The sequence below is a fragment of the Janibacter indicus genome (genome assembly GCF_900176385.1).
Lineage (GTDB): Bacteria > Actinomycetota > Actinomycetes > Actinomycetales > Dermatophilaceae > Janibacter > Janibacter indicus.
Map to the genome: position 1 here is coordinate 228,618 of NZ_FWXN01000004.1, position 20,338 is coordinate 248,955.

Here is a 20,338-nt window from a genome sequence, read left to right on the forward strand (position 1 = left end):
ACCCTTGCGAAGGGGAGGTTTCCGGGTGACCCGAGAATCGAGTGACGGGTGAGCTCAGCCGTCGTAGGTGTAGAACCCGCGACCGGCCTTGCGGCCGAGAAGGTTGGCGTCGACCATGCGGGCGAGCAGCGGCGGGGGAGCGTAGAGCGGCTCCTTGAACTCCTCGTAGAGCGACTGGGCGACGGCCATCGTCGTGTCGAGGCCGATGAGGTCGGCGAGGGCGAGCGGGCCCTGCGGGTGGGCCGCGCCCAGGACGAAGCCCTGGTCGATGTCCTCGGCGGTCGCGAAGCCCGACTCGTACATGCGGATCGCGCTGAGGATGAAGGGGATGAGCAGGCTGTTGACGACGAAGCCGGCGCGGTCCTGGCAGGTGATGGCGTGCTTGCCGAGCTCGCCGTCGACGTAGCTGCGGGCCCGCTCGACCGTCTCGTCGGCCGTCATCAGCGACGGGACGAGCTCGACAAGCTTGAGGACCGGCACGGGGTTGAAGAAGTGGACGCCCAGGACGTTCGCCGGACGCTTGGTGACGGTCGCCAGCTTCATGATCGGGATCGAGCTGGTGTTGGAGGCGAGGATCGCGTCCGGCGACTCGACGATCTCGTCGAGCTGCTTGAAGAGGTCGACCTTGGCGCCCTCGTCCTCGACGATCGCCTCGACGACCATGTCGCGGTCGGCGAGCTCGGTGAGCTCGGTGACCACCCGGATCCGCTCGAGGACCGCGTCGGCACTCTCGAGCCGGCCGCGCTCCTGCGCGCGGCGCAGTGACTTCTCCAGCCGTCCGCGACCGGCGTCGGCGCGCTCCTGGCTCGACTCGACGACGACGACGTCCGAGCCCGCCCGGGCACAGACCTCGGCGATTCCGGCACCCATGAGGCCGCACCCGACGACCCCGATCCTCTGCAGCGTGTTCATGGGCCGAGCGTATCCGGCGTGTGATGGGCGTCACCGGGGCGGGTCCGTGGCATAGCCTGCAGATGGCACCGGCACCACCGTCGAGGAGGCAGCAGCATGAGAGTCGCTCTCATGGCCACGTGCATCGGGGACACGATGTTCCCCGACGTCGCGCAGGCCACCGTCCGACTGCTCGAGCGGCTGGGGGTGGAGGTCGACGTGCCGCCGGCGCAGACCTGCTGCGGCCAGCCGATGATCAACACCGGCTACTTCGACGAGGCCGAGCCGGTCGTGCGCTCGTACGCGCAGACCTTCGCCGACCACGAGGCCGTCGTCCTCCCTTCGGGATCGTGCGCCGGCTCCGTCCGCCACCAGCACGGCATCATCGCCCGCCGCTCCGGCGACGCCGACCTCGTCGCGGCCGTCGACCGCCACGGCCCGCGTGCCTACGAGCTGTCCGAGTTCCTCGTCGACGTGCTCGGGGTGACCGACGTCGGCGCATCGTTCCCGCACGCGGTCGCCTACCACCCGACGTGCCACTCCCTGCGCATGCTCGGGGTGGGCGACCGGCCCCGCCGCCTGCTCGAGGCGGTCCGGGGCCTCGAGCTGGTGGACCTGCCGCAGGAGCGGGAGTGCTGTGGTTTCGGCGGGACCTTCGCGGTCAAGAACGCCGACGTCTCTGCCGCCATGGGGCAGGACAAGGCGGCGCACGCGGTCGCGTCGGGTGCCGAGGTCCTCGTCGCCGGCGACTCCTCGTGCCTCATGCAGATCGGCGGGATCCTCTCGCGCCAGGGCTCCGGCGTGCGGACCATGCACCTCGCCGAGGTCCTCGCCGCGACCGAGGAGGTGCCGGCATGAGCAACGCCACCTTCCTCGGCATGCCGCCCTTCCCCGAGGCGGCCGTCGACGCCCTGGCCGACGACCAGCTGCGCCGCAACCTCCACAACGCCACCCACACGATCCGGGACAAGCGCGCCGGGGTCATCGGCGAGCTCGACGACTGGGAGGGTCTGCGCACTCGCGCCGCCAGCCTCAAGGACCGGGCGCTCCACGGGCTCGACGAGCACCTCGTTCAGCTCGAGGAGCAGCTGACCGCGCGCGGCGTCACCGTCCACTGGGCGCACACCGCTGACGAGGCCTGCCAGATCGTCGGTGACATCGCGGCCGGCCACGGCGTCGACGAGGTCGTCAAGGTCAAGTCGATGGCCACCCAGGAGATCGAGCTCAACGAGGCCCTCGAGCGGCGAGGCATCTCCGCCTGGGAGACCGACCTCGCCGAACTCATCGTCCAGCTCGGGCACGACCTGCCGAGCCACATCCTCGTGCCCGCGATCCACCGCAACCGCACCGAGATCCGCGACATCTTCACCCGCGAGATGGGCCAAGTCGGACGGCCCGCCCCCGACGACCTGACGGACGACCCGGCGGCCCTGGCCGAGGCGAGCCGCCTGCACCTGCGGGAGAAGTTCCTGCGGGCCAAGGTCGCTGTCTCCGGAGCCAACTTCGCCGTCGCCGAGACGGGGTCGCTCGTGGTCGTCGAGTCCGAGGGCAACGGCCGCATGTGCCTCACGCTCCCCGAGGTGCTCGTGAGCGTCGTCGGGATCGAAAAGGTCGTGCCCACCTGGGACGACCTCGACGTCTTCCTCCAGCTGCTCCCGCGCTCGAGCACGGGGGAGCGGATGAACCCCTACACCTCGACGTGGTCCGGTGTCACCGAGGGTGACGGCCCGCAGGAGTGCCACGTCGTCCTGCTCGACAACGGCCGCTCCCGCGCCCTGGCGGACGAGGTCGGCCGGCAGGCGCTGCGGTGCATCCGCTGCTCCGCCTGCCTCAACATCTGCCCCGTCTACGAGCGCACCGGCGGCCACGCCTACGGCTCGGTCTACCCGGGCCCCATCGGCGCGATCCTCAACCCCCTGCTCAAGGGGGTCGGCGAGAGCGACCAGGTGGACTCCCTCCCCTTCGCCTCGAGCCTGTGCGGGGCCTGCTACGAGGTCTGCCCGGTCAAGATCGACATCCCGACCGTGCTCGTCGACCTGCGCTCGCAGGTCGTCGACGCGCACCGCGAGGACCGCGTCCCCGCGCCCGAGGCCGCCGCGATGAAGGCGGCCGCCTGGGCCCTGTCGGACGCCCGTCGCCTCTCGCTCGGCCAGCGTGCCAGCGGCCTCACCGGCCGCGTGCTCGACCGGGTCAGCCGACGCGACAACGCCTCCGGCAGAGCGGTGCTCGGCTGGTTGCCCGCGGTCGGGCACAAGTGGACCGAGGCGAGGGACCTGCCCGTCCCGCCCCGACAGTCGTTCCGGCAGTGGTGGAAGGCGAGGTCGCGATGAGCAGCGCGCGTGAGGAGATCCTGGCCGCGGTCCGCGAGGCGGTCCGTGGCGCCGAGCCGGTCGCGGCCCCCGAGCCGCAGCCGACGCTGCCGCCCGCCGATCCCGGGCAGATGCTCGACCGCTTCGCTGAGCTCGTGTCGGACTACCGGGCCACCGTCGTGCGCTGCCGCCCCCACGAGGTACCGGTCCACGTGCTCACCGCCCTGCGCGAGAGCAAGCAGGTCCTCGTGCCCGAGGGGGTGCCCGACGCGGTCCACGACGCCGTCGTCGAGCGCCTCGGCGCAGCCGCCGTCTCCACGGGCGACGTCGGTGACCACGAGCTCGAGGACTTCGACAGCGTCGTCACGACCTGCGCGGTCGGCATCGCCGCGACCGGCACGGTCGTGCTCGACCACGGCACCGGGCAGGGGCGGCGGGCGCTCACCCTGCTGCCCGATCGGCACGTCGTCATCGTCCGCGCCGGCCAGATCGTCCCCGACGTGCCGCACGCCGTGCGTCGCCTCGACCCGCTGCGCCCGCAGACCTGGATCAGTGGACCCAGCGCGACGAGCGACATCGAGCTCGACCGGGTCGAGGGCGTGCACGGCCCGCGCACCCTCGTCGTGCTGCTCGTGAGCGACTGAGCGGTCAGCTGTCGTCGGGCTCGACGGTGATCGGCCGGTCCGCCTTGAGGTCCTCGAAGAGCTTGGGTGCCTGCGTCTCGTCCCACTGGACGGCCGAGCCCACCGGCGTCGGTAGGTTGTTGTTGGACACCGGCACGGTCACCGAGTTGCCGTCGCCCTTGGCGATGCTGCGGAAGGCCCAGAAGGCCCGTGCCGTGCCGATCATCGAGTCGTCCTCGCCGACGGTGAGGGCGCCCTCGCTGTCCTTGCCGAGGGAGTGGATCTTCCACGGCTGGAGCATGGTGCTCGGGGTGACGACCTTGCCCATGAGCGCACCGAGGAACTGGCGCTGGCGCTTGGCGCGACCGAGATCGCCCTCGGGGTCGGAGTAGCGGGCGCGCACGTAGCCCAGGGCGGTCTTGCCGTCCATGTCCTGGCAGCCCTTCTTGAGGTCGATGTGCGCCTTGGGGTCGTCCATGTCGTTCTTGACGCAGATGTTGACCCCGCCGACCGCGTCGACGACCTGCGCGAAGCCGCCGAAGCCGATCTCCATGTAGCCGTCCATCTTCAGCCCGGTGTTGTGCTCGATGGTCTGGCTGAGCAGCTTGGGCCCGCCGATGCTGAAGGCGGCATTGATCTTGTTCATGCCATTGCCCGGGATCTCGACGTAGGAGTCGCGAGGGATCGACAGCAGCGTGGACTTCCCGCCGCCGGTGTGCAGCACGAGGATCGAGTCGGTGCGAGCCCCGCCGGTGTCGGAGCCGGTCCCGAACTCCCGACGCTGCTCGTCGGTCAGGCCCTCACGGGAGTCGCTGCCGACGAGCAGGACGTTGCGGCCCTCGCTGTCGGGGCGCTCGCCCTCGGGGGTCGCGTCGACCTTGGCGACATTGGACCAGGCGCTGTTGACCGCCCAGATCATCCCGCCGCCCCAGAGCAGGGCGAGGACGAGCAGGCAGATGCCCACGGTGCGCAGCGGGTTGCGGCGACCTCCCCCCTTCGGTCCTCCGGTGCCGACGGGGCGGTCTGCAGGCCGGCGGGGGCCGCCGCCACCGCCTGCCGGGCGGCGGGGTCCACCGTCACGCGCGGAGGGGCGACGTGGGCGCTCGGGCGACGGGCGCGAAGGGGGAGTCCCGGCGGGCATGACCCGGGTCCGGGGCTCCTCGGTGGGCTGGCGGGGGCGAGACGCCGCCTGACGGGGCCGCGTCGGCCGCTCGGCGGCCGCTGCGGGGGAGCGGCGTGGGGCCTGCCGCCGGCCGGTGGGGATGGCCCGAGCGCTCTCGTCGTCGGCACGGCCGCGACGCACGTCGAAGGTCATCGCGTCGTCGTCGCCCCGACGACCTGTGGAGCGGTCGTCGGAGGGCCGACGTGGGCGGTGGGGGCGTTCAGGCATGCCGACGAGGATAAGAGCAAAGGCTGGCAGGTCGCCGGACGAGAGCGGCGAGTCCGAGATGAGGCGACGGTGACGACGTTCATACTGGAGCGCGTGTCCCCCCGAGTCAGCGTCGTCATGCCCGTGCTCAACGAAGAACGGCACCTCGCCGACTCGGTCCGGATGGTCCTCGGCCAGGACTGGCCCGGTGAGCTCGAGGTCGTCCTCGCGCTCGGCCCCTCGCACGACCGCACCGACGCCGTCGCCGCCGACCTGGCGGCCGCGGACCCCCGGGTGCGCACCGTGCCCAACCCCTCCGGGCGGACCCCGGACGCCCTCAACGCCGCCATCGGCGCCTCGACCGGTGACATCGTGGCCCGCGTCGACGCCCACGCCGAGATCCCCGTCGACTACCTCAGCCGAGCCGTCGCGGCCCTCGAGGAGACCGGCGCCGACAACGTCGGCGGGATCATGGACGCCGTCGGGGTCAGCCCGCTCGAGCGGGCCATCGCCTGCGCGATGAAGAGCCCCCTGGGCGTCGGTGGTGCCCGCTTCCACACCGGTGGCGGCGCCGGCGAGGCCGACACGGTCTACCTCGGGGTCTTCCGCCGCTCGGCCCTGGAGCGCGTCGGTGGCTACGACCCGCACTTCGAGCGAGCCCAGGACTGGGAGATGAACCACCGCATCCGCGCGTCCGGCGGCCGGGTGTGGTTCACCCCCGACCTCGTCGTCACCTACCGGCCGCGCTCGACGCTGGGCCGGCTCGCCGACCAGTACTTCAACTACGGCCGGTGGCGCCGGGTCGTCGCCCGCCGGCACCCGGGCACGGCCAATGCCCGCTACCTCGCCCCGCCGACGATGGTCGTCGGGACGCTCGCGGCGACGGCACTGGGCCTCGCCTGGCGCCCGGCCCTGCTCGTGCCCACCGGGTACGCCGCGGCCGTCACGGCGGGCGGATGGCTCATCTCCAAGGGGGAGGACCCGGCCGTGCGCGTGCGCGTCCCCGCCGCGATCGCGACGATGCACTGGTCGTGGGGCGTCGGCTTCCTCACGAGTCCCTCACACCTCTCCCAGGGCCTTCCCGATGGGGCCTGACGGGAGGACAATCACCCACATGATCAGGGTGGTGACCCGTCGAGGCCTGCGTGCCCTCGTCGCCATGACGAGCGCGCTCGCGATGACCCTCGTCGGGGTCGGTGCCGCCGGTGCCGACACGGACCGGGCCGGTGCGGCGCCGACAACGACCACCGCCGCCGCCGCGGTCCCCGCCTCGTGGTCCTTCTCCGGCAGCGGCTTCGGGCACGGCGTGGGCATGAGCCAGTACGGTGCACTCGCCCAGGCCAAGGCCGGGCGCAGCGCCCAGCAGATCCTCGCGAGCTACTACACCGGCACGACCTACGACCAGGTGCCCGACACCCAGACGATCCGGGTCAACATCGTCTCCGGTGCCACGACGACGAGCGTCAGCGGGCGCGCGACCGGCACCAACGGCGGGCGGCTCACCGTCACCGCTGGCGGACGCACCCTGACGACGGGTGCCGGCCAGACCCTCACCCTGCGCCGCAGCGGATCCTCCGTCGTCGCCTCGTGCAGCGGGTGCTCGCCGACCTCGGTCACCGGCTCGTCGGTCCAGGTGACGTGGGACGAGTCCCGCACCGACCTCGGCCTCGGCGCGAAGAGGTACCGGCACGCCCCCTTCGTCATCACGCCGACCCCGGGCGCCGCGACCCTGCAGGGCGTGCTCCACCTGCGGCTGGCCGACGAGTACCTCGACCAGATCCGCGAGGTGCCGTGGAGCTGGCCGCGCGCCGCGCTCGAGGCCCAAGCGGCCGCCGCGCGTAGCTACGCCCTGCGCAAGGTCTCCGCCGGCGTGCGGTCCGCGTGCGCCTGCCACGTCCACGACAGCATCAGCGACCAGGTCTACGGGCCGGTGCCCGAGGGGGCCGAGGCGAGCGCCTGGCCGCAGTGGCGGGCCGCCGTCGCCGCGGGCGGCAGCAGCACGACGGGCTACGTCCCGCGCTACGGCGGGCAGATCATCGAGGCGCTGTACTCCTCGTCGTCGAGCGGCCGCACGGTCAACAACGAGGATGTCTTCCTCGGTGCGCCGGTGCCCTACCTGCGCAGCGTCTCCGACCCGTGGAGCACCACGGCCGACAACCCCCGGCGCAGCTGGACGACGACGGTCACCGGCACCAAGCTGGCCAGCGCCTTCGGTCTGCCCGACGTCGCCGCGCTCAACCTCTCCGACCGCACCTCCGCGGGCACCGTGCGCACCGCGGTGGCGACCTCGTCGACGGGCGCCACCCGCAGCATGGGTGGCGACGCCATGCGTCGGGCGCTCGGCCTGTCGTCCGCCGCCACCCAGCGGCCGATCTCCCGGACCGCCGGTGCCAGCGCCGCAGACCTCGCCGCAGAGGTCTCACGCAGCAGCGTCCCGGTCTCGGCGCGGAGCGTCGTCATCGCCAGCAGCTACGAGAGCGACGTGGCGCACCTCGTCATGGCCCGGCCGCTGGCCGGCTCGCTGGGAGCACCGCTGCTGCTCAGCGGGCGCAACCAGCTCACCGGGGCGACCGTGCGCGAGCTGGACCGTCGCGGCTCGCAGGTGACGCGGGCCTACGTCGTCGCCGGGTCACCGATGGTCACCTCGAGCGTCGTCGACCAGCTGCGGGCGCGCGGCATCGCCGTGACCCGGGTCGGCCTGTCCGACAAGGACGCCACGGGTGCCGCCGTGGTCGACCTCATGCGTCAGCAGGGCCCGGTCACCGTGGCTGCGGCCTCGACCCAGGCGAGTGTCCCCGAGGCCGGTGCCTTCGCCGCCGTCGCCGGGCCGCGGCGCGAGCCGATCGTGTGGGCGGGCTCGACACGGGTCGGCTGGCGGTCCAAGGCGGCTCTGACGCGCGCCGGCGTGCGCACCGTGCGGCTCATCGGCCCGACGACGCGGGTCCCGTCTGCCGTCGCGAGCGACCTGGTCGCCAGCGGCTTCCGGACCATGCGCTTCACCGGGTCGAGCTCCTCGCTCGTCTCGGCCCAGCTCGCCGACTACTTCCGCAACAGCTACACCGGCACCCGGGTCGTGCTGGCCCGCACGGGTGGGGGCCGCACGAGCGATCCGGCCATCGCCGCCGGGCAGCGCGCGCCCGTGCTCGTCGTCACGACGAGCGCCCCGGGGTCGGTGACCTCTCTCGTGCAGCGCAGCCCGCACTGGCCGGCCGTGCGGGCGCTCGGCCCGACGACCCGGGTCAGCTCCGCGAGCCTGACCAAGGTCCGTCGAGCCTGACCCGGCTCCTCAGACGAGGTCGACGGTCAGCTCGGCACCCGTCTTGTCGACGACCTCCTCGGTGGTGACGCCGGGAGCGAGCTCGCGCAGGACGAGCCCGTCGGGGGTGACGTCGATGACGGCCAGGTCGGTGATGATCCGCTGGACCACGCCCTTGCCCGTCAGGGGCAGGGCGCACTCCTGCACGATCTTGTGCGAGCCGTCCTTGGCGACGTGCTCCATGAGGACGATGACCTTCTTCGCGCCGTGGACGAGGTCCATGGCGCCACCCATGCCCTTGACCATCTTGCCGGGGATCATCCAGTTGGCGATGTCCCCGTTGGCCGCGACCTGCATCGCGCCGAGGATGGCCGCGTCGACCTTGCCGCCGCGGATCATGCCGAAGCTCGTGGCCGAGTCGAAGATCGAGGCGCCCTTGCGCAGGGTGACCGTCTCCTTGCCGGCGTTGATCAGGTCGGCGTCGACGTCCTCGTCGAGCGGGTAGGCGCCCACACCGAGGATCCCGTTTTCCGACTGCAGGACGATCTCGACGTCGTCGGGCACGTAGTTGGGCACGAGCGTCGGCAGGCCGATGCCCAGGTTGACGTAGTCGCCGTCGGTCAGCTCCGCAGCCGCACGAGCGGCCATCTGCTCACGGGTGAGCGCCATGTCAGGCACCTGCCTTCGTCGAGTCGGTCTTGTCGGTGACGGTGCGCTTCTCGATCCGCTTGTCGGCGGCCTGCTCGGGGGTGAGCGGGACGACGCGCTGGACGTAGATGCCCGGCAGGTGGATCGCGTCGGGGTCGAGGTCGCCGGGCTCGACGAGCTCCTCGACCTCGGCGATCGTCACGCGGCCGGCCATGGCGCACAGGGGGTTGAAGTTGCGGGAGGTGGTGCGGAAGACGAGGTTGCCGTGCCGGTCGCCCCTCCACGCGCGCACGAGCGCGAAGTCGGTGGCGATGGCCTCCTCGAGGACGAACTCGTGGTCCTCGGTCACCGTCGTGCCGTCGGCCTGGCGGGAGGCGACGGCGAAGGTGCGCGTCTCCTTGGCGGGGGAGGCGACCGCGATGTTGCCGGCGTCGTCGTAGCGCCACGGCAGGCCGCCGTCGGCGATCTGCGTGCCGACGCCCGTGCGGGTCCAGAAGCCGGCGATGCCGGCGCCGCCGGCACGCAGCTTCTCCGCGAGGGTGCCCTGCGGCGTCAGCTCGACCTCGAGCTCGCCGGAGAGGTACTGGCGGGCGAACTCCTTGTTCTCCCCGACGTAGGAGGAGACCATCCGCCGGATCTGGCCGCCGGCGAGCAGCAGGCCCAGACCCCAGTCGTCGACGCCGCAGTTGTTGGAGATGCACTCCAGGTCACGCACCCCCGTCGACTGCAGCTCGGCGATGAGCACGCTCGGGATCCCGCAGAGCCCGAAGCCGCCCACCGCCAGGGTGGCGCCGTCGGGGATGTCCGCGACGGCCTCAGCAGATGAGGAGACGACCTTGTCCATGACGGCCACGGTAGACGGTCGTCGACGGTGCACCGGTGTGCCCCCGCCACATGCCTCCCCGGGACGAAGGGGGTGACTCGCCACCTGCGCGCGGGTCGCGTCCTCGCGACAGGGCCGGAACCGCTGGTGAACCACAGGGACGTAATTACCCCAATGGGTCTGGCGTGTTCTGTGTGACTCGTGGAATAAGAGTGACTGGCCTTGATGTCTGGGAGCACTGTGACTGGTGTGACGGGACGGGGAGGCCGACCCCTGATCGGGTTCCCCTGCCCGCGTCCCACCCAAGGAGCTCCTGCGTGTCACGTTCCGTCCGCCTGGTCGGTGCTGCTCTCATCCCGGCCTTCACCCTGCCCATCGCCAGCACCGCCGCCGCTCGGCCCAGCGCCGTCCCCGAGCCGCCGACGAACCGGAACCTGCCCAAGGAGCTGGACGTCGCCTCGCCCTACATCCCGCAGTCGGTGTGCGACCCCGACCCGAAGCCGGGCGTCACGGCCTTCGCCCGACTCATGGCCAACCACTACAGCGAGTTCAACTACGGCATCTCCCGGGCCTGCAACTACGGGCTGACCGAGCACTCCGAGGGTCGCGCTCTGGACTGGATGCTCAATGCCTACGACTCGCACGAGCGCGCCGTCGCCGACGGGGTCATCAGCTGGCTGCTCGCCCCCGACTCAGAGGGCCGACCCGCGGCGATGGCGCGCCGCTTCGGGATCATGTACATCATCTGGAACCGCCAGATCTGGGGCACCTACAACATGAGCGCCGGCTGGCGCCCCTACAACGGCGTCAGCCCGCACACCGACCACATCCACTTCTCCTTCAGCTGGGACGGCGCGATGCAGCGCACGTCGTGGTGGACGGGCAAGGCGTGGACCGGCGTGACGACCACTCCCGGTGGGCCCTCGGTGCCGATCCCGGACCCGGACTCCTACCCCACGCTGCGGCAGGGGGCCTCCGGCCCGGACGTGCAGCTGGCGCAGAAGGTCATCGGCGTCACCGCAGACGGCGCCTTCGGTCCGGCGACGAAGTCGGCTCTCATCTCGTGGCAGCGCAAGAACGGCGTCCCGGCCACCGGTGTCCTCGACGAGGCGACGTGGAACCGCATGGTCCTGCTCGGCGAGATCCCTGCCCGCGGCGACGACCAGGGCGGCGACCTGGCCAAGCACATGAAGACCTCGGTGCGTCTCGGCTCGACCGGCGAGGCGGTCAAGGCGCTCCAGCGCACGCTGAAGATCTCGGTCGACGGCACCTTCGGTCCCGCGACGGACAAGGCGGTGCGTGCCTTCCAAGAGGAGAAGCAGCTGCGGGTCGACGGCTTCGTCACGCAGAACGTGTGGAAGGCGCTCGCCGGCGTGCCGTACGTCAAGAACGGCACCAAGCCCAAGCCCAAGCCCAAGCCCGAGCACGACCACCCGCCGGTGGCCTCGCCCAAGGCGCCGGCGCCCCCGTCGAGCGCCGTCGTCGTCACCAAGACCGAGTTCGACAAGGTGCGCTCGACGGTCCTGGCGAACGGCGCGCGCGGTGCGACCGTCAAGGTGCTGCAGCGTGCCCTCGGGGGCGTCGCCGTGGACGGCGCCTTCGGCAGCGGTACCGCCAAGGCGGTGCGCAGCTTCCAGCGCTCGGCCGGGCTGTCCGCGACGGGCATCGTCGACGACCGCACGTGGACGGCGCTCGAGGCCCGGGACTACCCCTTCCTCGCCTACCGCCGCACGGTGCTCAAGCCGGGTTCGACCGGCTACCCGGTGCAGGTCGTGCAGACCTACCTCGGCCTCAAGGCCGACGGGAAGTTCGGCACGGCGACCCAGGACGCGGTGCGTGCGCTGCAGGGTCGTCACGGGCTGGCCCGCACGGGCTATGTCGGTGCCGTGACCTGGCAGGCCCTGGAGCGCGAGGTCCGCGCCCGCCGCGGCTGACCGGGCAGGGGTCCGGGGGCTGCACGGCCCGCGACGGAGGGCGTCACAGCTCAGGCGGTGACGCCCTCCGTGCGTGCCCGGCGGTCGAGGGTCGCCTCGTCGGTCTGGCCGAGGTGCACGACGAGCGAGCCGCCGTCGGCCCACACCGCCAGCGCGGTGCGCAGCAGGGCCTCGGCGGAGGGGTCGACGAGCTGCACCCGGGAGCCCGGCGGGCTCGTGGCCCCGGCCCGCGCGAGGGCGACGAGCTCGCCGTAGCCGGTCTCCTCGCCCGCCAGGCGCAGCGCGACGTCGTCGTCCTCGGGCTCGGCCCACGGGCTGAAGAGGTCGCCGAAGGTCGACAGGTCGGCCGCCTCGTCCATGACCCCGTCGGGCAGGTCGTGGTCGGACCGTCGGGCCAGCGCGGCCCGGGTGACGAGGACGGCGGGGCCGTCGTCGGGCAGCCGCTCGGGGTCATCGGTGACGACGAGGTCGGCCCCCGCGCCACCGTCGAGGTCGACGACCGCGCCGACTGACCAGACGGCCCAGGCCCAGTAGAGCAGCCGCCAGTGGGGGCGCAGGGCGAGGCGGACGACGGAGCCGGGCTCGAGATCCCACTCCTCCTGCAGGGCATTGGCCGCCTTGCTGACCCAGGTGCCGAGGACGCGGCCGGACAGCTCGACCCGCTCGCCGGTCGTCGGCCCCGGCAGGTCGTCGTAGCAGGTGACCCGCGGGGCGGCGGAGTCGGTGCGGTTGATCGTCGTCAGGACCTCGGCAGGGGTGGGCATGCCTCCACCCTACGAAGGGGAGTCCGTCCGCCGGATAGCGTGGCCGCCGTGGACCCGTCGACGCACGCCCCGCGTGACCTCGCCCCGGCTCTCGAGCGATGCGTGGTCGCGGCGGCTCTGTGGGTCGTCGTCCTCGGCTTGGCCGGGTCGCTCATCGCGTGGGTCGGCGCCTGGGTGCCGCTCGTCGGCGCGCTGACCGCCGTCATCGCGGCGGCACTCGCCTGGCGCATCTCCGGACGGCTCCCGCGGCCCGGGGGGACCCCCCTTCGTCCCGTGCCGGCGGCGGCGCTCGTCGTGGGCGTCCTCGCGGTGACCGTCTGGACGGGCCTCACGCACTCCGAGCAGGTGCTGCCTCGGCGCGACTCGGCGAGCTATCTGCAGGCGACGATCTACCTCGCCGAGAACGGCGTGCGGCCGGTGGCGATCGACGCCGAGACGATCGGCGGACCCGAGACCCTCGCCGAGGAGGGCCTGACCCTCGAGGCGCCTGCCTTCTACGAGACCGGGTCGCCGCAGGAGCCGGTCGTGCAGCCGCAGTTCATGCCCGGCCCGGCGCTCGTCTACTCGCTGCCCTGGTGGGCCGGGGGCGCGACGGCCACGCTGTGGGCCCCCGCGGTCCTCGGCGGGCTCGCGCTGCTGGCGATCGGCCTCCTCGTCGCCCGCACCATCTCGCCGTGGGCCGCCGCGGCGGCGGCGGTCCTTGTGGGCGCCTGCTTCCCGTGGCTGCACACCGCCCGGTCGACCTACTCCGAACCCCTCGCCGGGCTGACCCTCGCCGCCGGTTTCCTCGCCCTGACCCTGCTCGTGCGTGCCGCCGAGGACCGGCGGTCCACGGAGGGCGGGCGCGCCGGCACGTGGGCCGGGGCCGCGCTGCTCGCGGGCGCTCTCGTCGGTGGCACCTCGATCGTGCGCATCGACGCCCTGCGCGAGACGATGCTGCTCGTCCCGGTCGCCGCCCTGCTGCTGGCCCGTGGCCGCGGCTGGGCGCGCGGCCTGCTCGTCGGCGCCGGGGCGACCACGCTGGCGGGCTTCGCCGTCGCGGGGGTCATGAGCTGGCGCTACCTCGGCGAGATCGGCTCCTCCCTCGTGCCGCTCGTCGCTCTCGTGGTCCTCATGTCGCTCGTCTGCTGGTGGCTGCTGCGGCGCTCGCGACGCGGCTGGTCCCTGCCCGCCGCGCTCGCGTCGCGGCTGCCCGCCGCCCTCGCCGTCGCCGTGGTCGTCGTCGGGGTGGGGCTCTCCCTTCGACCGCTGGTGATGACGGTGCGGCAGGATCCTCGCGACCCCGGAGCCATGTACGTCGCCCGGATGCAGGCCGAGCTCGGCCTGCCGGTCGACGGCGGCCGCACCTATGCCGAGCACTCCGTCGACTGGCTCGCCTGGTGGGTGGGGCCAGCCGCACTGGTCGTCGCCCTCGTCGCGCTGGCGCTCCTCTGGCGCGCGCTCGGCACCTGGTGGGCGAAGGGGGGACCCGTCCCGTCGTGGGGTGCCGCGCTCTTCGTGACGACCGGATCGACCCTGCTCACGCTGTGGCGCCCGGGCATCACGCCCGACCACCCGTGGGCCGACCGGCGACTGCTCGTCGCCCTGCCGCTCGTCATCGTGCTCGCCGTCGCGGCCGCGGCATGGGCCGGACGGTGGGTTCGTCGTCGCCACGGCACCCTCGCCGCCGGGGTGGTCGCCACCGGGCTCCTCGCGGTGACGGCGGTGCCGACGGCGCTGGCGACCTGGCCGCACCGCGCGGAGCGGGTCGAGGCCGGGGGACTGGCCGCGGCGGCCGACTACTGCCGGGCCCTCGAGCCCGGTGACGTCGTCCTCGCCGTCGACGACTGGGCGGTCAACCACTGGACCCAGGTGACCCGCGGCATGTGCGGTGTGCCGGCCGTCGCCACGACCGGGCGGCTGCGGGACGACCCGGACCGGGTGCGGGCGGCGGCGCAGCGGCTCGACGAGCGGGTCCGGGCGCGCGGTGGCCGGGTGCTCCTCGTCGCACACCGCGAACGCTCCAGCCTCACCGACATCGGTGCCCGCGACGTGCAGGAGGTGCTCGACACGACGATCCCCGAGGACCCGCACGTGCTGGAGACCCGACCGGAGCGACTCGACCCCCTTCACCTCACCGTGTGGACCGGCCGTGTCGGCCGATGAGCCGGCCGGACGTCGCATAGGCTGCCCACGACATGGATGACGCCACGTTGAAGATCGCGGTCGTCGGGCCGACCCACCCCTACAAGGGCGGCGTGGCCTCGCACACCACGACGCTCGCCCACGAGCTCGAGGCGGCCGGTCACGACGTGACCCTGGTGTCCTGGAGCCACCTCTACCCGAGCTTCTTCTACCCGGGGGAGCAGTCGGTGCCCAGCTCCGGCGACCCCGACGTCCCGCCCTTCCCCCGCACCGTCCGCGCGCTGTCCTGGGCCCGTCCCGACTCGCTGGTGCGCGCCGGGCGCCGGCTGCGCGAGGTCGACATCATCATCGTCGTCCACGTCATCCCACCGGTCGTCCCCCTGCATCTGACGCTGCTGCGGGCCGCCGGCGTCGGCCGCACGGCCATGACCGGCCGTGGGCCGCGCAGCGTCGTCATCGCCCACAACGTCCTGCCGCACGAGCCGCACCCCGGCGACGCGGCCCTGATGCGCACCTTCTTCCGCCGGGTCGACGCCGTCGTCGTCCACTCGGCCGAGCAGTCGCGGCTGGCCCGCGAGCTCGACGCCGAGCACGTCGTCGTCACCGACCTGCCGCCGCACCTGCCCGGGGGCGACCCCGCGGAGCGACCGGACCACCGGGGCCCGGCCCGGCTCCTGGCCCTCGGTCTCGTGCGCGGCTACAAGGGGATTGACGTGCTCCTGCGCGCGATGCTGCGGGTGCCCGACGTGACCCTCACGGTGGCCGGCGAGATCTGGGGCGACGCCGGCGACGAGATCCGACGGCTCGCCGAGCACCGCAGCCTGCGCGACCGGGTCGAGATCCACAGCGGCTACGTCCCCGCCGAGCGCATCGCGCCCCTGCTCGCCCAGCACGACGTGCTCTCGCTCACCTACCGCAGCGCGACCGCGAGCCAGAACGTCCTGCTCGCCCACCAGCACGGGCTGGCCGTGCTCGCCTCCGACGTGGGGACCTTCGGCGACCAGGTGCGCGACGGCGTCGACGGCTACCTCGTGCCACCCGAGGACGAGGACGCGATCGTCGAGGTGCTCCAGCGGCTCGTCGATCCCGACGAGGTCGCGCGCATCCGCGGGGGCGTCACGCCGCCCGACCTGCACGCGCCATGGGCCCGCTACGTCGGCACCCTCGAGGCGCTGAGCGCCCCCGACGTCCTGGCCGACCCGACCCTCGCCGCGCCGGCGCGCCGCCAGTCGCGACTCGGGCGGATCGCCGACCGGGCCGAGGACGTCGTCGCCCTCGCCCGCCTCGCCCGTGACCGTCGTCGCCCCCGGCTGGAGCTGAGCCGCAGCGACTTCCCGGCGTGGGTGCGCGCCACCGACGTCCTCGCCCACGACGACGAGGCCCGGCGGGCCCGCGAGCTGGCGCGCGACCTCGGGCTGCCCCGGGGCGGTGACGAGCTCGCCGAGTGGGCGGCGCTCGGGGCGCTCGAGGTGCTCGTCGGGATGCAGGACGACGGCGGGCGGCGTGAGGCACTGATCATCGACGCCTCCGGCAGCGGGTCCCCCTTCGGCCGGTGGGCCCGGGCCGCGGGCTACGTGCCCGTCGAGGTCGAGCTCACCGGAGCCCGCTCGTCGATGACCCTGCTCGACGTCGACACCGCCACGCTCGACGTCGTCACCCGGCTCCACCCCGACGACGCGACCGCCGCCGACATCGACGAGACGCTCACCCAGGCCGGCTGGGCCCTTCGGTCCGGCGGGTTGCTCTGCCTCACCCTCCCCGTCGGGGGCACGGGCGAGGACGTCATCGGGGGAGCGGCCGACCTGCGGGCGGTCGTCGCCCGCGCGGCCGACGCGGGCTTCGCGCTCGTGGGCGACGTCGACGGCGACCTCACCGCCCGGCTGCGGCACGCCTCCCGGGTGAGTGCCGACCCCGACGCCGCCCACGCGCTCGTCCGGCTCACGCTGCGGCGCCGATGAGCCGGGTCGAGGCGGGAGCGCCCGGGAGGCCGCGGCGGACCCGGCGCAAGCGGGTCCTCGACGTGCTGCGCATCGGCTTCCTCGTCCTCGTGCTCGTCGCCGTCGGGGCCGCCCTGTGGTCCAACTGGGAGGAGGTCCGCGGTGACCTCGGGCGGATCGGCCCGGTGACCCTCCTCGCCGCCACCGCGCTCGCGATGCTCTCGCCCTTCGTCACGGTGCTCGGCTGGCGGGTGCTCCTCGCCGACCTCGGGTCCCGTCTGCACATCGCGCCCGCGAGCGGGGTCTTCTTCGTCGGGCAGCTCGGCAAGTACCTGCCCGGGTCGGTGTGGTCGGTCGTCGTGCAGACCGACATGGCCCACCGGCTGGGCGTGCCGAGGCGACGCACGGCGGTCGTTGGGCTGCTGACGATCGCCCTCTCCGCGCTCACCGGCATGATCCTCGGGCTGCCGGCGCTGCCCGTGCTGCTCACCCGCGGGGATGCGGTTGTGCCGTGGTGGTCGCTCGTGCTCATCATCGGCGTGCTCGGGGTGCTGCTCTGGCCGCCGGTGCTCAACCGCGGCATCCGCACGATGCTGCGGCTGCTGCGCCGCGACCCGCTCGAGCACGACCTCACCCACGCGGCCGTCGGCCTGTCGAGCCTGTGGTTCGCCAGCTCCTGGCTCGTCGGTGGGCTGTCGGTGTGGGTCATGGCACGCAACCTCGCACCCGACGACGCCGACGCCTCGCGCCTGCTGCTCGTCGCCGTCTCGGGCTATCTCCTCGCCGCCGGCATCGGCATGTTCAGCATTGTCGTGCCGGCCGGCGTGGGGGTGCGCGACGGCGTGATGATCCTGCTGCTCGCCACGTCGATGTCGGTCTCGGCGGCGACCGCGGTCGTCGTCGTGGCCCGCTTCCTCACCGTCCTGGCCGATGTCGTCTGGGCCGCCGTCGGGTGGCTCTGGGCGAAGACGCACGACCTGCTCCCTTCGCCCGCCGGCCCGGGCGCCGCCCCGCAAGGAGATCGCTGATGACCGACCCGATGCCGACCGGCCAGGTCGCGGCTCCTCCCGGCGGCCGCCTGCTCGCCCTCGCCAAGCGGGGTGCCGAGCACCTGCTGTGGGGCCGCGTCGCCGTCCAACGTCGCCTCGAGCCCCGCACGAAGGGGGCCCGCCCCGTCCCCACGAGCGTGCCCTCGACCGGCGTGCTCACCGACGAGGCGACGTGGCGGCGCGCCACCGAGGAGGCACGCCGGCTCCGCCTGCCGCTCCACCGCGATCTGCCGAAGAACTGGGACGCCCTCGGGGCCGTCGCCGCCGTGCTCGACCTCGTCGACGACGGCACCCGCAGCGCGCGGGTCATGGACGCCGGCAGCGCCCGGTACTCACCGGTGCTGCCGTGGCTGCGCCTCTTCGGCTTCGGCGCCGCGCCCGGGTCGCTCATCGGCATCAACCTCGAGTTCGGCCGGCAGGTGACCCGCGACGGGGTGGTCTTCCGCTACGGCGACGTCACCGACACCGGCCTGCCGACCGGGCACCTCGACGCCATCACCTGCATGTCGGTCATCGAGCACGGCGTCCCGCTCGAGGGCTTCGTCGCCGAGTCGGCGCGCCTGCTGCGCCCCGGCGGTGTGCTCGTCGTCTCGACGGACTACGACCAGGACCCGCCGGACACGACGGGCAAGGTGATCTACGGCTCGCAGGTCCACATCTTCTCGCCGGACGAGATCCGTGACCTCGTGGCCATGGCCGACCGCCACGGCCTCGAGCTCGTCGGCACGATCGACGAGGCGACGCTGGCGCACAGCGAGCGACCGGTCCACTGGGCGAGGGTCGACCTCGACTACACCTTCATCCTGCTGACCTTCCGCAGGCGCTGAGGCCTCAGGGCCGGATCCGCGCCAGCAGCGGGGCGAGTGCCGCCTCGTAGGCGGGCAGGTCCACCGGGCGGTCGCTGACGACGCGGAAGATCGCCGCTCGCAGCATCGCCTGCCCGTGCGGGCCGGTGACCCATGCGTGCATGACGAGCGGGTCCGCGTGCCCGCCCACGACGCAGTCGAGCACCGCCGTCGCCTCCGCCCACAGGGCCGGCCGCCAGTACGGCGCGAGGTCGACGACGACCGGAGCACCTCGCGGGTCGAGCAGGATGTTGCCGGCGAGGTCGCCGTGGACGAGCTGCGCGGGCCCGAGGTCGGTGTCGTCGCGTGCCGCGGCGAGGTGCGCGAGCAGTCCCTGCACCTCGGGGTCGAGCCCGTCGTCGGGGAGGGGGCGCTCGCCGAAGGCCACCCGCTCGGCCTCGGCCCACCGCCCCACCGGAGGCTCCTGCGCCGGCGGCCAGGAGGTGACGACCCGGGCGAGCTCCGCGTGCAGCACGGCGCCGACGGCCCGGGTGGCGGCGAGGTCGGTGAGCTGTCGGGTCCCGGGCTCGAAGCGCGAGGCGGCCCAGCCGTCGACGACCCAGCTGCCGTCGCGTGCGGGCACCGGCATCGCGATCCGCAGGTCGCGGTGGTCGCGCCCGGGGCGCGTGTCGAGGTCGACCGCCAGCCGGGCGAGCACCGGGCTGAGCAGGTCCTGGACCCGTGGCCCACGCCCGGGGGAGAGCACGAGGTCGCCGGCGCGGACGCTGCCGCCCTGCCCGCCGGTGAGGGGCTCGATGTCGCCCGGGACCGCAAACATGTCGAGCACGTGCTCCGTCGGTCGCATGCCTGTCACCGTACGGCGGCACAATCGACGGCGTGACCTCCGCACCCATCACCCGGCGCCACCGCCCGCCGGTGCCCGTCGACCTCGGGCTGGTGCTGCCCCCCTTCGTCCGTGGTGCCGGGGACCCGACGAGCCACCGCGCCCGCGACGGCTGGTGGTTCGGCTGGACCACGCCGGCCGGCACCGTGACTCTCCACCTCAGGGCCGAAGGGAGCGATGTCGTCGCCTCGGCCTGGGGAGACGGTGGCGACTGGGTGCTCGACCGGCTCCCTGACCTCGTCGGCGGCCGCGACGACCCCGAGGCCTTCGTCCCGCACCACGAGCTCGTCGCCCGCGGGTGGCCACGGATGCACGGCTGGCGGGTCCCCGCCAACGGCCTCGTCGCCCAGATGCTCGTGTGCTCCGTGCTCGAGCAGCGGGTCACGGGGCGCGAGGCCTTCAGCAGCCAGCGCCAGCTCGTGCGCCGCTACGGCTCGCCCGCCCCGGGGCCCGGCGAGGAGCTCGGGCTGATCTGCCCGCCCACGCCCGCCGAGTGGGCCCACATCCCCTCGTGGGCCTGGCTGCGGGCGGGCGTCGACGGTGCCCGGTCGCGGGTCGTCGTCGGTGCGATGCGCGTGGCCGGACGGCTCGACGAGTGCGCCGACCTGACGCTGGCGCAGGCACACGCGCGGATGCGCTCGCTCCCCGGCATCGGTGTCTGGACCGCCGCCGAGGTCGCCCAGCGGGCGCTGGGAGATGCCGACTCACCGAGCTTCGGTGACTACCACGTCGCCAAGGACGTGACGCTCGCGCTCGACGGGGTCGTCGGCGACGACGCCCGCATGGCCGAGCTGCTCGAGCCCTATGCCGGTCAGCGCTATCGCGCCCAGGTGGTCATCACCGCCACCGCCGGCCACCGTCCCCGCCGGGGCCCCCGACGGTCCCTGCCGACGCACCTGCCGACGCGCTTCTGAGGCGGCCG

The 20,338-nt window shown here is 73.5% G+C and carries 17 protein-coding genes; 11 read left to right on the plus strand and 6 right to left on the minus strand.

The window, feature by feature from the left end:
- Positions 1–54 precede the first annotated feature (54 nt).
- Positions 55–912, minus strand: a complete 858-nt coding sequence (locus tag B9B60_RS06315) for a 3-hydroxybutyryl-CoA dehydrogenase (protein ID WP_084450340.1) — start codon at positions 910–912, stop codon at positions 55–57.
- 111 nt (positions 913–1,023) lie between these two features.
- Here B9B60_RS06315 and B9B60_RS06320 point away from each other — a divergent pair, with 111 nt between their 5' ends.
- Genes B9B60_RS06320 through B9B60_RS06330 form a run of 3 tightly spaced genes read left to right on the plus strand, consistent with a single transcriptional unit; the run spans position 1,024 to position 3,844 of the window.
- Positions 1,024–1,749 (plus strand): (Fe-S)-binding protein, encoded by a 726-nt coding sequence (locus tag B9B60_RS06320; protein WP_083546135.1) that lies wholly within the window; start codon positions 1,024–1,026, stop codon positions 1,747–1,749.
- The gene (locus B9B60_RS06325; protein ID WP_084450341.1) at positions 1,746–3,221 is read left to right on the plus strand and encodes a LutB/LldF family L-lactate oxidation iron-sulfur protein; all 1,476 of its coding nucleotides are present in this window, start codon (positions 1,746–1,748) and stop codon (positions 3,219–3,221) included. Before B9B60_RS06320 ends, B9B60_RS06325 begins: the two co-directional genes overlap by 4 nt.
- Entirely contained in the window at positions 3,218–3,844 is a 627-nt protein-coding gene (locus B9B60_RS06330; protein ID WP_084450419.1) for a LutC/YkgG family protein, read from the plus strand. Before B9B60_RS06325 ends, B9B60_RS06330 begins: the two co-directional genes overlap by 4 nt.
- 4 nt (positions 3,845–3,848) lie before the next feature.
- Here the strand turns inward: B9B60_RS06330 and B9B60_RS06335 are convergent, their stop codons facing one another.
- Positions 3,849–5,213, minus strand: a complete 1,365-nt coding sequence (locus B9B60_RS06335) for an LCP family protein (RefSeq protein WP_234993768.1) — start codon at positions 5,211–5,213, stop codon at positions 3,849–3,851.
- Between the two features lie 93 nt (positions 5,214–5,306).
- Here B9B60_RS06335 and B9B60_RS06340 point away from each other — a divergent pair, with 93 nt between their 5' ends.
- Positions 5,307–6,287, plus strand: a complete 981-nt coding sequence (locus B9B60_RS06340; RefSeq protein ID WP_268766700.1) for a glycosyltransferase family 2 protein — start codon at positions 5,307–5,309, stop codon at positions 6,285–6,287.
- 31 nt (positions 6,288–6,318) lie between these two features.
- Positions 6,319–8,469, plus strand: a complete 2,151-nt coding sequence (locus B9B60_RS06345) for a SpoIID/LytB domain-containing protein (RefSeq protein ID WP_143445463.1) — start codon at positions 6,319–6,321, stop codon at positions 8,467–8,469.
- Positions 8,470–8,478: 9 nt separating this feature from the next.
- On the opposite strand, the gene B9B60_RS06350 is transcribed toward B9B60_RS06345, so the two are convergent.
- Both B9B60_RS06350 and B9B60_RS06355 read right to left on the minus strand, forming a co-directional pair.
- Positions 8,479–9,117, minus strand: coding sequence for a CoA transferase subunit B (locus B9B60_RS06350; RefSeq protein ID WP_084450343.1), 639 nt, complete (start codon positions 9,115–9,117; stop codon positions 8,479–8,481).
- A gap of 1 nt (position 9,118) precedes the next feature.
- Positions 9,119–9,940, minus strand: a complete 822-nt coding sequence (locus B9B60_RS06355; RefSeq protein ID WP_084450422.1) for a CoA transferase subunit A — start codon at positions 9,938–9,940, stop codon at positions 9,119–9,121.
- Positions 9,941–10,236: 296 nt separating this feature from the next.
- Here B9B60_RS06355 and B9B60_RS06360 point away from each other — a divergent pair, with 296 nt between their 5' ends.
- Complete coding sequence (locus B9B60_RS06360; protein WP_084450344.1) at positions 10,237–11,853, plus strand: peptidoglycan-binding domain-containing protein; 1,617 nt, start codon at positions 10,237–10,239, stop codon at positions 11,851–11,853.
- A 50-nt stretch (positions 11,854–11,903) separates the two neighbouring features.
- Here B9B60_RS06360 and B9B60_RS06365 read toward each other — a convergent pair whose 3' ends face one another.
- Positions 11,904–12,617: a TIGR03089 family protein gene (locus B9B60_RS06365; protein WP_084450345.1), complete on the minus strand. Its 714-nt coding sequence runs from the start codon at positions 12,615–12,617 to the stop codon at positions 11,904–11,906.
- A gap of 48 nt (positions 12,618–12,665) precedes the next feature.
- On the opposite strand from B9B60_RS06365, the gene B9B60_RS06370 reads away from it, so the two are divergent.
- Genes B9B60_RS06370 through B9B60_RS06385 form a run of 4 tightly spaced genes read left to right on the plus strand, consistent with a single transcriptional unit; the run spans position 12,666 to position 18,554 of the window.
- Entirely contained in the window at positions 12,666–14,762 is a 2,097-nt protein-coding gene (locus B9B60_RS06370; protein WP_084450346.1) for a PDZ domain-containing protein, read from the plus strand.
- Between the two features lie 32 nt (positions 14,763–14,794).
- Entirely contained in the window at positions 14,795–16,699 is a 1,905-nt protein-coding gene (locus B9B60_RS06375; RefSeq protein ID WP_084450347.1) for a glycosyltransferase family 4 protein, read from the plus strand.
- Positions 16,696–17,706, plus strand: a complete 1,011-nt coding sequence (locus B9B60_RS06380) for a lysylphosphatidylglycerol synthase domain-containing protein (RefSeq protein ID WP_084450348.1) — start codon at positions 16,696–16,698, stop codon at positions 17,704–17,706. Before B9B60_RS06375 ends, B9B60_RS06380 begins: the two co-directional genes overlap by 4 nt.
- The gene (locus tag B9B60_RS06385; protein ID WP_084450349.1) at positions 17,706–18,554 is read left to right on the plus strand and encodes a methyltransferase domain-containing protein; all 849 of its coding nucleotides are present in this window, start codon (positions 17,706–17,708) and stop codon (positions 18,552–18,554) included. Before B9B60_RS06380 ends, B9B60_RS06385 begins: the two co-directional genes overlap by 1 nt.
- 4 nt (positions 18,555–18,558) lie before the next feature.
- Here B9B60_RS06385 and B9B60_RS06390 read toward each other — a convergent pair whose 3' ends face one another.
- Complete coding sequence (locus B9B60_RS06390) at positions 18,559–19,377, minus strand: aminoglycoside phosphotransferase (protein WP_084450350.1); 819 nt, start codon at positions 19,375–19,377, stop codon at positions 18,559–18,561.
- A gap of 32 nt (positions 19,378–19,409) precedes the next feature.
- Here B9B60_RS06390 and B9B60_RS06395 point away from each other — a divergent pair, with 32 nt between their 5' ends.
- Positions 19,410–20,330: a DNA-3-methyladenine glycosylase family protein gene (locus tag B9B60_RS06395; RefSeq protein WP_084450351.1), complete on the plus strand. Its 921-nt coding sequence runs from the start codon at positions 19,410–19,412 to the stop codon at positions 20,328–20,330.
- Positions 20,331–20,338 lie beyond the last annotated feature (8 nt).